The 13,679-nt window shown below is 71.0% G+C and carries 12 protein-coding genes; 8 read left to right on the top strand and 4 right to left on the bottom strand.

Going from position 1 to position 13,679, the window contains the following annotated elements; genetic code table 11:
* The 3 genes from AB0C29_RS12160 to AB0C29_RS12150 form a co-directional block, all read left to right on the top strand.
* On the top strand, window positions 1-557 hold a 557-nt coding region (locus tag AB0C29_RS12160), incomplete at its 5' end, for a UDP-N-acetylglucosamine 2-epimerase (protein WP_360818978.1).
* Window positions 557-2,194 carry a polysaccharide deacetylase family protein gene (locus AB0C29_RS12155; RefSeq protein ID WP_360818976.1) on the top strand — a complete coding sequence of 546 codons (1,638 nt, stop codon included), beginning with the start codon at window positions 557-559 and terminating at the stop codon, window positions 2,192-2,194. The genes AB0C29_RS12160 and AB0C29_RS12155, both read left to right, overlap by 1 nt.
* Window positions 2,195-2,259: 65 nt before the next feature.
* Window positions 2,260-2,625 carry a hypothetical protein gene (locus AB0C29_RS12150; protein ID WP_360818973.1) on the top strand — a complete coding sequence of 122 codons (366 nt, stop codon included), beginning with the start codon at window positions 2,260-2,262 and terminating at the stop codon, window positions 2,623-2,625.
* Window positions 2,626-2,628: 3 nt separating this feature from the next.
* On the opposite strand, the gene AB0C29_RS12145 is transcribed toward AB0C29_RS12150, so the two are convergent.
* Window positions 2,629-3,390 (bottom strand): dienelactone hydrolase family protein, encoded by a 762-nt coding sequence (locus AB0C29_RS12145; RefSeq protein WP_360818970.1) that lies wholly within the window; start codon window positions 3,388-3,390, stop codon window positions 2,629-2,631.
* Window positions 3,391-3,573: 183 nt separating this feature from the next.
* Here AB0C29_RS12145 and AB0C29_RS12140 point away from each other — a divergent pair, with 183 nt between their 5' ends.
* Window positions 3,574-4,998: a cellulose binding domain-containing protein gene (locus AB0C29_RS12140; protein WP_360818967.1), complete on the top strand. Its 1,425-nt coding sequence runs from the start codon at window positions 3,574-3,576 to the stop codon at window positions 4,996-4,998.
* A gap of 112 nt (window positions 4,999-5,110) precedes the next feature.
* Here the strand turns inward: AB0C29_RS12140 and AB0C29_RS12135 are convergent, their stop codons facing one another.
* Window positions 5,111-5,713 carry a TetR family transcriptional regulator gene (locus AB0C29_RS12135; protein ID WP_360818964.1) on the bottom strand — a complete coding sequence of 201 codons (603 nt, stop codon included), beginning with the start codon at window positions 5,711-5,713 and terminating at the stop codon, window positions 5,111-5,113.
* Between the two features lie 106 nt (window positions 5,714-5,819).
* On the opposite strand from AB0C29_RS12135, the gene AB0C29_RS12130 reads away from it, so the two are divergent.
* Window positions 5,820-6,311, top strand: a complete 492-nt coding sequence (locus AB0C29_RS12130; protein WP_360818961.1) for a MarR family transcriptional regulator — start codon at window positions 5,820-5,822, stop codon at window positions 6,309-6,311.
* Window positions 6,308-7,915 (top strand): MDR family MFS transporter, encoded by a 1,608-nt coding sequence (locus AB0C29_RS12125; RefSeq protein ID WP_360818958.1) that lies wholly within the window; start codon window positions 6,308-6,310, stop codon window positions 7,913-7,915. Before AB0C29_RS12130 ends, AB0C29_RS12125 begins: the two co-directional genes overlap by 4 nt.
* Window positions 7,916-8,120: 205 nt before the next feature.
* Here AB0C29_RS12125 and AB0C29_RS12120 read toward each other — a convergent pair whose 3' ends face one another.
* On the bottom strand, window positions 8,121-9,548 hold the full coding sequence (locus tag AB0C29_RS12120; RefSeq protein ID WP_360818956.1) for an MFS transporter: 1,428 nt from the start codon (window positions 9,546-9,548) through the stop codon (window positions 8,121-8,123).
* 117 nt (window positions 9,549-9,665) lie between these two features.
* On the bottom strand, window positions 9,666-10,337 hold the full coding sequence (locus AB0C29_RS12115) for a TetR/AcrR family transcriptional regulator C-terminal domain-containing protein (protein ID WP_360818953.1): 672 nt from the start codon (window positions 10,335-10,337) through the stop codon (window positions 9,666-9,668).
* Window positions 10,338-10,541: 204 nt separating this feature from the next.
* Here AB0C29_RS12115 and AB0C29_RS12110 point away from each other — a divergent pair, with 204 nt between their 5' ends.
* Complete coding sequence (locus AB0C29_RS12110; protein WP_360818950.1) at window positions 10,542-12,146, top strand: GGDEF domain-containing protein; 1,605 nt, start codon at window positions 10,542-10,544, stop codon at window positions 12,144-12,146.
* A gap of 83 nt (window positions 12,147-12,229) precedes the next feature.
* A complete protein-coding gene (locus tag AB0C29_RS12105; RefSeq protein WP_360818947.1) occupies window positions 12,230-13,057 on the top strand; it encodes an SAM-dependent methyltransferase in 828 nt (275 codons plus the stop codon).
* The last annotated feature ends 622 nt before the right edge of the window (window positions 13,058-13,679 follow it).

The following is a 13,679-nucleotide window of genomic DNA, read 5'->3' as shown; positions in this document are numbered from 1 at the left end:
GGCGCGAGTCGTGGGGCGCGCCGCTGGACCGCATCCTGGCCGCGGTCCGCCGGCTGGTCGAGCGGTACGCCGACATCGACGTGATCCTGCCCAGCCACCCCAACCCGGCCGTCCGGGCCCAGGTGGAGGCCGGGCTCGGCGGCATCGAACGGGTCACGGTCACCGACCCGCTGCCGTACCCCGACCTGTCCCGGCTGCTCTCCGAGGCGTACCTGGTGCTCACCGACTCCGGCGGCATCCAGGAGGAGGCGCCGTCGTTCGGCGTACCGGCGCTGGTGCTGCGCGACGTCACCGAACGGGTCGAGTCCCTGCACGCCGGCTGCGCCAAGCTGGTCGGCTCCGACACCGACCTCATCGTCGACGAGGCGTCGGCGCTGCTCGACAGCAAGGTCCGCCGCGACGCGATGACCGCCGGCGGCAACCCGTACGGCGACGGGCTCGCCGCCGCCCGTACCGCCCAGGCCACCGCGGCCCTGCTCGGCCTCGCCCCGGCACCGTCCCCCATGCCCACCGGTGTCGCCACCGCCACCACCGCCACGTTCGGAGCGTCTTTCTGATGCGTATGTCCAAGCTCTCCCGCCGCGCCCTGCTCGGTGCCGGCGTCGCCGTCACGGCGACCGCCGCCCTCGGGGTCGGTGTGGTCAACGCCGACGCCGCCGTGCGGACCGCCGCCACCACGTCGATCGCCGCGAAGTCCGGCAAGGCCGCCCCCGGCGGTGGCACCGCCAAGACGCTCGTCCTCTACGACACCACCGGCGACTACGGCTGGATGGGTGAGGTCTACGCGACTCAGACGGCCAACCTGAGCTCGCACTTCGGCTCCTGGACCGCCGCGCCGGTGGCCGGCTACCGGGCCGGCGACCTGTCCGCGTACACCGCGGTGATCTACCTCGGGTCGACCTACGACGAGCCGCTGCCGACCGCTTTCCTGGACGACGTCACCGCCACCACCAAGCCGGTGACCTGGGTCTTCGACAACATCTGGCAGCTGGCCGCCCGGGACGCCAACTTCGCCGCCACCCGCGGCTTCACCAGTGGCGCGTTCGACTTCGCCGCGGTGGCCGAAGTGGAGTACAAGGGCCGCAAGCTGACCCGGGACACCACCGACAAGTCCGGGATCATGAACCTGGGCATCACCGACGCCACCAAGGTCAAGACCCTGGCCACAGCGGTACGCCCGGACGGCACCACCTTCCCGTGGGCCGTGCAGTCGGGCAACCTCACCTACGTGGGCGAGATCCCGTTCGCGTACGTGACCCACGACGACCGCTACCTGGCCTTCGCCGACCTGCTCTTCGACTCCCTCGGCGACACCGGCGTCTCCCGGGACCGGCACCGCGCGCTGGCCCGCATCGAGGACGTCGGCCCGGACTCCGACCCGGCCGAGCTGCGCGCGATCGCCGACTACCTGTACGCGCAGAAGGTGCCGTTCAGCGTCGCTGTCTACCCGCGCTACCGCGACCCGCTGGGCGTGCAGAACGGTGGCAAGGCCCAGGACTACACCCTGGTGCAGAAGCCCAAGGTGGTGGCGGCGCTGAAGTACATGCAGCAGCGCGGCGGCACCCTGCTCATGCACGGCTACACCCACCAGTTCGGCAGCGTGGCCAACCCGTACGACGGCGAGAGCGCGAACGACTTCGAGTTCTACTCGGCGCACGTGGACGCGAACAACAGCGTCATCTACGACGGGCCCGTACCCGGTGACTCCGCCGCGTGGGCGGCCAGCCGGATCGCCGCCTCGGGCCTGACCTTCGCCCTGGCCGGCCTGGGTGTGCCCAGTGTCTTCGAGTTCCCGCACTACGCCGGCAGCGCCGTCGACTACCAGACGGTCAACTCGGTCATGGGCAAGCGCTACGACCGCGGCCTGTACTTCCCGGGCGTGCTCACCGGGGCGAAGTTCGACTACAAGCGGCAGTTCGGGCAGTTCTTCCCGTACACCGTCCGCGACGTCTACGGCTCGGTGGTCATCCCCGAGAACATCGGCAACGTCGAGCCCGAGGCGTTCAACAACCACCCGGCCCGGCTGCCCGCCGACCTGATCGCCTCGGCCGGCCGCAACCTGGTCGTCCGCGACGGGGTGGCGAGCTTCTTCTACCACCCGTACCTGGGCACGGATCACCTGAAGGACCTGGTCACGGGCATCAAGGCGCAGGGTTACACCTTCGTCAGCGGTGCCTCGATGCTGAACGGCTGACCATAAGATGACCAGCGGCCGCTGCCCTGCCGGGCGGCGGCCGCTGTGCTGACGAAGGAGTTTCGATGTCGGGTACGGCGGAGGTCGTCGCCTTCTACGCGCAGTCCTGGATCAACTGTGACCCCCGGGCGGCACGCCGGGTGATCGCCGGCGACGCCGAGATCGAGTGGAACCTGGACGTGCCGGTCGACGACGAGGAGCTGGTGCAGACGCTGGACCGGATCGCGGCGTTCGCCGACTCGGTCACCGTCGTGTCGACCACCTGCGTCGACGACCGCGCCGCGCTCGTCTACGACTGCGTCGCCCCCTTCGGGACCGTCCGCATCGCCGAGTTCGTCACGGTCGCCGACGGCGCCATCAGCGGGATCCGTCAGGTGTACGACGTGGTGGCGTTGCGCCGTTACTTCCCGGGCCTGCTGGACGACGACTGATCGTCAGCGGGCCGGGGTGGGCAGGGTGCTGTCGAGCAGCTCGAAGAGCTTCTCCCAGTGCCGCTTCTCGGCCTCGGCGGAGTAGGCGGCGGTGTCGGCCATGGTGAAGCCGTGCTCGGCACCGGGATAGATCTCCGACCGGAACCGCACGTCCGCCGCGTCCAGGGCCGCCTCGAGCCGGTCGATCTGCTCCTGCGGCATCGTGTGGTCGTGGTCCGCGTGCGCGAAGTACACCTCGCCCTTAATCCGGCCCACCTGCAGGTGCGGGCTGTCCGGCTCCTCGGTGGCCAGCCGGGCGCCGTGGAAGCTGGCCAGCGCGACGATCCGCTCCGGGTACGCCGTGATCGCCTTGAGCGCGTTCAGGCCGCCCATGCAGTAGCCGACGATGGCGTCCGGACCGGCCGAGACACCGTCCTGGGCGGCCAGGAAATCGAGGTAGGCCCGGGTGTCCCGGGTGATCGCGGCGGTGTCCAGCTGCTGCATCATCGGCATGAGCCGGCCGAAGACCTTCCCCCGCTCCTCCGGGTCGGCCAGGTTCGAGGTGTCGGCGACCGGCGACCGGGCGCTGCGGTAGAAGAGATTGGGCGCCAGGACGGCGTATCCCCGTTCCGCGATCCGCTCGGCCATCTCGTGGAGCCGCGGCCGCAGCCCGAAGGCGTCCATGAAGAAGAGCACGCCCGGGAACGGCCCGTCGCCCTCCGGCACCACCAGGTACGCGTCCGCGGTCCCGTCCTCGGTCGGCACGTCCACCATCGTCTTGCGCATGCCCTGCCTCCTGAGCGGCGTCGGTGATCTGTTCGACCGTACTGCGGCATTCCTACCCTCCGTGCATCGCACTCCACGCCGCGGCCCCGTGCTTGAGACAGATTTAAGGAATTTCCCCTCTTTCTTTAATGCACCCAGAGTCAGGATCAACGCCGTCGGCGTCCCCCGCGAACGGAGTCATCCATGGCACGCAACCGTCTTCGCCTCTCCATCTATCTGACAGCGGCGTTACTCGCTGTAGGCGGGGGTGCTCTCGCGGCGGTCGCGGCCACAACTCCGACCGCAGGCCCCGGCGGACTGACGGCTACGTTCAGCAAGGACTCCGACTGGGGCTCCGGCTACCAGGCGCGCTACACGATCAGGAACACCGGCAGCTCGGCCGTCACCGGCTGGCAGCTGACCTTCGCACTGCCGGCGAGCGCCAAGCTCGGCAGCTCGTGGGACGCGGCGGTCACCACTTCGGGTACCACGTCGACCGCCAAGGACCGGGGTTACAACGCCTCGATCCCGGCCGGGGCCACCGCCGAGTTCGGCTTCATCGTGGCCGGCAGCGGCGCACCGACCAGCTGCACGATCAACGGCGCCGCCTGCACCGGCGGCGGCCCGGCCCCGACCACCGCCCCGACCACCGCTCCCACCACCGCCCCGACCACCGCTCCCACCAAGACGCCGCCGACCACCGCCGCTCCTACCAAGACGCCGCCGACCACCACGGCTCCGCCCGCCGGCAACGTCCTGGTCGCCCCCTACGTCGACATGGGACTGTTGTCCAACGGCAGCACCACGCTGGCGCAGCTGGCCGCGAGCGGGAACGTAAAGTCGTACACCCTGGCCTTCGTCACCAGCGCCGGTTGCAAGGCCAGCTGGTTCAACGCCTTCGACCCGCGGGCCAAGCAGTTCGGCGACCAGATCACGGCGCTGCGCGCGGCGGGCGGTGACGTCAAGGTGTCCTTCGGTGGTGCGACCGGCGTCGAGCTCGCCCAGGCGTGCACCGACGTCAAGGCGTTGCAGGCCGAGTACCAGGCGGTCGTCTCGGCGTACGACCTGAAGTACATCGACCTCGACATCGAGGGCGCGGCCGTCGCGGACCCCACCACGATCGCCCGCCGCTCGACCGCGCTGGCCGCCCTGCAGCGGGCCAACCCGGGCCTGAAGATCTCGCTCACCCTGCCGGTGCTGCCGGAGGGCCTCACCGCCGACGGGCTCAACGTGGTGCGGTCGGCCAAGAACGCCGGCGTCGACCTCAACCTGGTCAACATCATGGCGATGGACTACGGCCGGTCCGCGCAGGACTACGGCGACCTGGCCATCCAGGCCGTGAAGTCCACCAAGGACCAGCTCAAGGCCATCTACGGCGGCAGCGACGCAGCGGCGTTCCGGATGGTCGGCGTGACCCCGATGCTGGGCAAGAACGACGACAACGGCACCTTCGGCCAGAGCGACGCCCGCGACCTGGTGGCCTTCGCCAACGCGAACCACCTGGGCTTCGTGTCCTTCTGGGAGACCAACCGCGACCGGAACGCCTGCACGGGCGCGCTGTTCCAGTGCACGAACGTGGCCCAGACCCCGTTCGAGTTCAGCAAGATCTTCGCCACCTTCCAGGGCTGACCGCCCGTCCCCGCGGAAGGGTTTCCCCGAACCCTCCACCCATCGCGCGGCGTCGAGAGCCCCCACTCTCGGCGCCGCGCCCCCGTGTCGGCGCCGGGCGCGAGCAGCCTGCTCAGGCGAAACCGCGACCGGCCTCGGCCAGCGCGCGGTCGACAAGGTCCGGCAGGGACGTGTCCGCCGGGGCGTCGAGCCAGATGTGCACTGCCACCCGCAGCGAGGTCATGAAGGTCGCGGCCGTCAGCCGGGCGCGTACCCCCGAAGGGTCGGGCTGGTCCGAGCGGGCCGCGACCGCGGCGGCCAGCTCGCGCTCCACCGCCGCGAAGGTGTTGAGCTGCTGCGCCAGCAGCGCGGGCTGGCTGCGCAGCATCCGGGTCTGGGCCACCCAGGCCGGGTCGAGCTCGCCGACCTGCCGGTAGAACTCCCGGGCCGCCTCGGTCAGTGCCTGCCACGGCCCCTCGCCGGCCGGCCGCGCCGCGATCATGCCGATCAGCACCGCGATCCGCTGGTGGTCGCCGTGCAGCAGTGCCTCTTCCTTGCTGGCGAAGTAGTTGGAGAACGTGCGCCGGGAGACCCCGGCCTCGTCGGCGACCGCCTCAACCGTGATCTTGTCCGCGCCGTGGGCGATCGCGAGGCGCACCGCGGCCTCGTGCAGGGCCTGCCGGGTCGCCACCTTCTTGCGCTCGCGGAGGCCCACCTCGGCGGTCGTCGTGCTCATGGGTCGAGCCTAGCCAGGATGTGACTCACTTCCCAATGAGCAAACTTGCGCAGTGGGCAACAAAGGCAGATAGTTGTATGTGGCAATCAACTGGAGGAGGTGGCACATGGCCCACGACGCCGGCCCCGCGGCTCGTCATGAGCTGCTCACCAACGTTCGCGACCTGCTCAAGGCCGTCCGCTTGTTCAAGAGCGACCTGCCCGCCCGGCACGAGACCGTGGTGCCCACCGGCACCATCGGCGTGCTGGCGACGATCAACGCCATCGGCGGCGAGCCGGTCGGCGGGTGCCACCTGAAGGATCTGGCCGCCCGCTGTGCCCTCGACCCCTCGACGGTCAGCCGCGCCGTCGCCGCCCTGGTCCGTTCCGGCCTGGTCGCCCGCACCGCCGACCCGAGGGACGGCCGCGCCAGCGTGCTCACCGTCACGCCGAGCGGGCTGCACACCCTCGACGAGTTCAACCGCCTGGCGGACGAGCGCCTCGCCGATGCCCTCCGCGACTGGAGCCCCGAGGACATCGCGCTGCTCTCGGGGCTGCTCCAGCGCTTCGCCACCGACCTGCTGACCCGTACCGATCGAAACCTGGAGGTCGCGCGATGAGCGCACCCACCGTCACCCGCGCCGAACCCGGCGCGATGAGCCACCGCCAGATCATGGAGGCCCTCAGCGGCCTGCTGCTGGTGCTGTTCGTCGCGATGTCCAGCGCCACCATCGTCTCCACCGCGCTGCCGAAGATCATCGGCTCGCTCAACGGCAGCCAGACGCAGTACACCTGGGTCGTCACGGCCAGCCTGCTCACCGCGACCGCCACCACCCCGATCTGGGGCAAGCTCGCCGACCTCTACAGCAAGAAGCTGCTGGTCCAGCTGGCCATCGTGCTGTTCATCGCCGGCTCGGTGGTGGCCGGCTTCTCGCAGACGGCGGGTCAGCTCATCGCCGCCCGCGCGTTCCAGGGCATCGGCATGGGCGGCGTCCAGGCGCTGGTCCAGGTCGCGATCGCCGCGATGATCCCGCCCCGCGAGCGCGGCCGGTACAACGGCTACCTCGGCGGCGTGCTCGCCCTGGCGACCGTCGGCGGCCCGCTGCTCGGCGGCCTGATCGTCGACACCTCGTGGCTGGGCTGGCGCTGGTGCTTCTTCATCGGTGCCCCGGTCGCCGTGATCGCCCTGGTCGTGCTCCAGCGCACCCTGCACCTGGCGACGATCCGCCGGGACAACGTGAAGATCGACTACGCGGGCGCCTCGCTCATCGCGGCCGGCGTCAGCGTCCTGCTGATCTGGGTGTCGTTCGTGGACAGCTCGTTCGACTGGATCTCGTGGCAGACCGGCGCCATGGTCGGCGCGGGCCTGGTGCTGCTGGCGCTCGCGGTCTGGGTCGAGTCCCGGGCGGCCGAGCCGGTGGTGCCGCTGGAGATCGTCAAGCAGCGCACCACGGCCCTGTCGATCCTGGCCAGCCTGGCGGTCGGCATGGCGATGTTCGGCGGCTCGGTCTTCCTGGGCCAGTACTTCCAGATCGGCCGCGGCTACAGCCCGACCGAGGCCGGCCTGCTCACCATCCCGCTGATGGCCGGCGTGCTGGTCTCCTCGACCGTCTCCGGCCGCATGATCAGCAACTCCGGCAAGATCAAGCCCTACATCGTGGCGGGCACGCTGGTGCTGGTGGCCGGCTTCGCGGCCCTCTCGGTGATCGACCACCAAACCCCCCTCTGGTACGTCGGAGTGGGCATGGCCCTGGTCGGCATCGGTGTCGGCATGTCGATGCAGAACCTGGTGCTCGCGGTGCAGAACTCGGTGCAGCTCAAGGACATCGGCGCGGCCAGCTCGACGGTGGCGTTCTTCCGCTCACTCGGTGGCACCATCGGCGTCTCGGTGCTCGGCGCGGTCCTGGCCCACCGGGTCACCGACTCGATCACCACGCAGCTCGCGGCGGCCGGCGTCCCGGCGTCCAGCTCGGGCGGCGACACCAGCAGCCTCAACCTGGCCGAGCTCCCGGCGGCGATGCAGCACATCGTGCGGGCCGCGTACGGCGACGCGACCGGTCACATCTTCCTGATCTCGGCGGCCATCGCGGTGGTCGGCGTCATCGCGGCCCTGCTGTTCAAGCAGATCACGCTGCGCTCGACGATCGACCTCGCCAAGGCCGCCCCGGAGGCGAAGACCGCCGAGGACGAGGCGACGATCCCGGCCGGATCGGTCAGCCGGTAACCAGCACAACGACCAGCGGCGCCCGGGTCCCCCGGGCGCCGCTGTCGTCCTGGCGGCGGCCCCGGCCCTCCGGGCGCCGCTGTCGGTCTACCGGGCCGGGTCCCCGCGGGGCGCCACTGCCGGGCGGCGCCCGCGTCCTTTCCGGGCGCCGCTGTCGCTCTACCAGCCGGATCTTCCGGGCCGCCCGTCGTCCTCGCGGCCAGGGTCAGGCCGCGGCTGCGGCCTCGGCCATCTGGTCCGCGGTCGGGCGCAGCCGCGGGGCTCCCAGCGCCATCACGATGTTCGCCGCCGCGAAGAGCGCCGCGATCATCAGACCCCGCTCGAAGCCGCCGACCAGCGCATCCTGCTGCCCCGCCCCGCCGGTCGCCAGCGACTCGACGTGGGACGTCGCCAGCGTCGTGATCGCCGCCAGTCCCAGCGCCCCGCCGACCTGGTAGCCCGCGTTCACCACCCCGGAGGCCGCACCGGCGTGGTCGTGCGAGACATCCGCGACGGCCGCGATCGAGGCCGGGGTGCCCACCGCGATGATGCCCATCCCGAACAGCACCAGGCCGGGCAGGATCGTCAGGGCGTACGAGCCGGTGGCGTCGGCGCCGGAGAGCAGCAGCAGGCCGACCACGCTGAGCGCCGCGCCGCCGAACTGGACCGGCTTGGTGCCGAAGCGGGTCACCAGCTGCGACGCGATCACCGCGCTGGCGATCGCCGCGATGCCCATCGGCAGGAACTGCAGGCCGGTCTCCAGCGCGGTCAGGCCGCGGACCTGCTGCAGGAAGATCGCGGTGAGGAAGAACATCGCCAGGAACGCGGCGCCGTTGAGGGCCAGCGCCACGACCGACGTGGTCAGGCCCCGCGAACGGAACAGGCTGAGCGGCACCAGCGGCGCCGCGGACCGGCCCTCCACCCGGACGAAGGCGGCCAGCAGGGCCAGGCCACCGGCCAGCAGCCCGATCACCTCGAAGGACGACCAGCCGAGCGGCTCGGCCCGGATGACGCCGAGCACGATGGCCAGCAGGCCGGCCGTGCTGAGCAGGGCGCCCGCGACGTCGAAGGTGCGCGTACCGGTGGTGGTGACCTTGGATTCGCCGACGAAGAGCGGGACGATCACGGCCAGCGCGATCGCGATGGGCACGTTGACCAGGAAGACCCAGCGCCAGCTGAGCGAGTCGACCAGCAGACCGCCGGCGATCACGCCGAGCGTGCCGCCGAGGCCGGCCAGACCGCCCCAGACGCCCATCGCGATGTTGCGCTCCCGGCCGTGCTTGAACGTCACGGTGAGGATGGCGAACGCGGCCGGCGACAGCAGCGCGCCGCTCAGGCCCTGGATCGCGCGCATCACCACGAGCTGCTCGGGATTCTGCGCGAGGCCGGCGATCAATGAGGTCAGACCGAACAGCGCCAGCCCGACGATGAAGACCCGGCGGCGGCCGAGCAGGTCGGCGGCGCGGCCGCCGAGGAGCAGAAAACCCCCGAAGAGCAGGGTGTACGCGCTGACGACCCACTGCAGCCCGGAGGCCGAGAAGCCCAGATCCCGCTGGATGTCAGGCAGCGCCACGTTCACGATCGTCACGTCGAGCACGACCATGAACTGGGCGACCGCGATGACGGCCAGGGTCGACCACGGATTGCGTTGCACCGGTTCCACCTCCACCGAGCGCCGCCCTGTGCGGCGTACATGTACACCGTAGATGTACGGCGTATAGGTGCGTCAAGCGGCGGACCGGGTGCTTCGGTGTGACGAACGACGCGCTGATCAGTCGCGCGGGAGGCCGCGCACGCCCTGGACCAGCAGGTCGAGGTTGAGGGCGAAGTAGTCGTCCTCGTCGCGGCAGACCACCAGCGCGGGCGCGGCGGCGATGACGTTCGGGTAGCGCGTGGGCGACAGCGACTCGAGCCGGGCCCGCTTGTCCCGCAGGGCCTGCTCCCGCTCCTCACCGCGCTGCCACGGCCCGGGCGTCGGGTCCGCGCCGACCAGCGTGATGACCGAGCAGATCAGGAAGGTGCCGACCTCCGCCGCCCGGCCGGCCCCGAAGCCGGCGTCCCGGAGCAGCCCGAGCACCCGCTCGGCGATCCGCAGCCCGGACTCGGCGATGAGGATGCGGCGCAGCGCCAGACCCGCGATGGCCGGGTGCGGACGGATCGCCACCAGGAACGCCAGCAGGATCTCGCGCAGCTGCTCGTGCCACGGGGCGTCGCTGGGCTCGGGCAGCCGCACGGCCTCGATCAGGTGCTCGGCCAGGCCGTCGAGCAGGCTGTCCTTGTCGCTGAAGTGCCAGTACATGGCCATCGGCGTGACGCCGTGCTCCTGCGCCAGCCGACGGATGGTGACCGCCTCCAGCCCCTCGGCATCGGCCAGCGCGATCGCCCCGACCACGATCGCCTCGCGGCTCAGCCGTCCCCGGGTCACATCGCTCCGCTTGGCCATCCGGCAACTGTACGACGTACATGGCGGGTTCCCCGCGGTGGCGGCGAGGTGGATCACGTCTGGGACGCTGGGAGCCGGCACTCACTCACGGCTAGCCTTTGGGGACGGAGCGCAATGTCCCGTACACCTGAAAGGTTTGCCATTTTTCTTCAGCCAGGGGTCCGCGGTGTCGATGATTCGCGTTGAGGGAAAGGGGTGAGCCTGATGAACGTACGCCAGGACGACGCGGCGCGGCTGTCGGCTGCCCTGACGGAGATCGAGGACCAGTACCTCTGGGACGCCGACGCCACCCTCACGACCGCCGTCGAGATCGAGGAGCAGGCTCTCGCCCTCGCGGACGAGCGGCTCGTCTTCCGGGCCCGGCTCTGCCAGGCCAACATGCTCATGCGCAAGGGTGAGGTCGCGGCAGCCGCCCGGCGGATCTGGAAGATCCACCAGTGGGCCACCGACCACACCGACCACATCGTGCTGGCCCGCACCCACCTGGTCTGGGCCAACATCCACCGGCACCTCGGCGACGCCGCCCAGTGCCTGGAGCACTCCGTGCTCGCCGTCGAGCTGCTCGACGAGCGGGCCACCCCGCACATGCAGGTCTGGCACCGGGCCAAGCTGGCCGACGCGCTCGGCCTGGCCGGCTCGATGGACGCGGCCCGGCAGCGGTACCAGCAGACCGAGGAGCTGGCGGTCGATCTTGGCCTGCCCCGGCTGCTCATGGGCATGCTCAACAACTACGCGTACACCGAGCACGCCGCCGGCGAGAACGGCCGCGCCCAGGAGGTCGCGCGCCGGCTCCAGCAGGTGGCCGAGCGGCACGGCTTCGCCCTCGACCCCGCGGTGCTCGACACCATCGGCGTCATCGAGATCGAGAACGGCAACTACCTGGCGGCCGAGCGGACCCTGCGCGAGGCGGTCCGGCGCCACCACGAAGGCAACTACGAGGACGCGGACGCGCTCGCGGAATACATGCTGACTCTCGCCCGGGCCCAGCGCTTCCTGCGGGCCACCGACCGCGCACAGGTCAACCTGGACATGTCCCGCAGTCTCTGTGTCGAGCGTGGACTCGGCGACGTGCTGGTCCGGGTGCACCAGGAGCAGGCCGAGCTGCATGCGGCGCGGGGTGAGTTCGCGGAGGCTTTCGCCGTACACAAGATCTTCTTCTCCGCCCACAACGCGCTGCACTCGTCGCAGCGGGAGGCCCAGGCCCGCACCCGGCAGGCGATGTTCGAGACGACCGAGGCGCGGCAGGAGGCCGAGCGGTTCCGCGAGCAGGCCCGGCGCGACCCGCTGACCGGGCTGCGCAACCGGCGCTACCTCGACGAGGAGTTGCCCGACCTGATCGACGCCGGCGGAGCGCTGACCGTGGCGATCGTCGACCTGGACCACTTCAAGCGGATCAACGACCAGCTGTCGCACGACGTGGGCGACCAGGTGCTGGTGCTGGTGGCCAAGCTGCTGGAGACGGAACTGGCGGCGGTCTCCCCGGACGGCTTCGTGGCCCGGATGGGCGGCGAGGAGTTCCTGCTGGTGCTGCCCGGCACCGACGTGCCCGAGGCGACCGGCCGGCTGGACGGCATCCGCGAGGCGGTCAGCTACTACGACTGGACCGAACTGACCCGCGGCCTGCCCGTCACCGTCAGCATCGGCGTGGCCGGACTGCGCGACGCACCGACACCGACCCAGGCCGGCCTGCTGTCCACCGCGGACCGGCACCTGTACGTGGCCAAGCACGCCGGACGCGACCGAGTGATCTCCATGGCCCCGCGCGACGCCCGCCACCGGTCGTACCGGGACAGCGCTTCCGCAGCCTGAAACCGTGGTTCTATCGAGCGACATGGCTGAATCCTGACCGGATCCGAGCACTAGGCTCGGGGTGGCCTGGACAGGAGGCGGTCGTGACGCAGCACAGCAGAGTTGTCCCGCCGGCCGAGCTCGCCCCGCCGGAGGTCGACATCAACGTGCCGCACTCGGCCCGCATCTACGACTACTGGCTGGGCGGCAAGGACAACTTCGCCGTCGACCGGGCCGTCGGCGAAGCCATGATCAAGGCCATCCCCGGCATGCGCCGGATGGCCGGCGAGAACCGCAAGTTCGTCCACCGGGCGGCCCGCGACCTGGTCGCCCGGGAAGGCATCCGGCAGTTCCTGGACATCGGCACCGGCATCCCGACCCGGCCCAACCTGCACGAGATCGCCCAGCGCATCGACCCCCGCACCCGCGTGGTCTACGTGGACAACGACCCGATCGTGCTGGTCCACGCCCGCGCCCTGATGATCAGCACGGAAGAGGGCCGCAGCGAATACATCTCAGCCGACCTGCGCCGGCCACGGTCGATCCTGACGGACGAGGTGCTGGCGGCGACGCTGGACCTGACCTCGCCGGTCGGCCTGACGCTGATCGCGATCCTGATGCTGCTGGCGGACGCGGACGACCCGTGGGCTCTGGTGGCTGAGCTGCGGGAAGCAATGCCTTCGGGCAGCGTGCTGGCGATCACGCATCCGACGGCTGATTTCAACCCGGCCCAGGTGCACCGGGCGGTGGCCGCGGCGACCGGTGCAGGTATGACGCTGGTGGCGCGCACTCAGTCGGAGGTCCGGCGCTTCTTCGGCGACTGGGAGCTGCTGGAGCCGGGGTTGGTGCCGGTCTCTGCTTGGCGGCCGGATCAGCCTGTTGACGACCCGCAGGCGGCTTATTACTGGGCGGGCGTGGCCCGCAAGCCTTGACGTGGCTCGGTCGGGCCTGGGCGTGGTTCGCCCAGGCCGCGAACTGGGTGCGCTTCGCCCTGGCGGGGATTCCGGCGCGCTCCGCCTTAGCGGGAACCCGGGTGCGCTTCTGCCTAAGCGGGGACTCGGGTGCGCTTCCGTCCGGGCGGGGATCCCGCGGTTTCGTCCGAGCGGAAATCCGGCGCAGTTCTCCTGGGCGGGAGCACAGCGCGGCCCATCTGGGCGGGGATTCTGGCGCGGTTCCACCCGCGCAGGAGCACGGCGCGGTTTCGCCAGGGCGAAGATTCCGGCGCGGTTTCGCCTGGCGGGAGTACCAGCAACGCCGTCTCGCAACCCCGGTTCGCCGCGCGATTCCGCCCGGGCAGGAGCACGGCGCAGTTCCACCCGGACGGGGGGATTCCGGCGCGGTCCGCCTGGGCGGGAGCGCCCGGCGCGGCTCCACCCGAGCGGGGGAATCCGGCGCGGTCCGCCTGGGCGGGAGCGCCCGGCGCGGCTCCACCCGAGCGGGGGAATCCGGCGCGGTCCGCCTAGGTTCTGTCTCTTAGATCATCGTGGCGATCATGGGCGTCGATCGTTGGATCGGGTGTGGCGCGTGGTGATCTGACGAACGAGGAATGGGCTG

The organism is Actinoplanes sp. NPDC048791 (assembly GCF_040650095.1).
In the GTDB taxonomy this organism is placed as follows: Bacteria; Actinomycetota; Actinomycetes; order Mycobacteriales; family Micromonosporaceae; genus Actinoplanes.
Note: the sequence above shows the minus strand (reverse complement) of the source record. Positions and strands in the feature narration are given on the sequence as shown.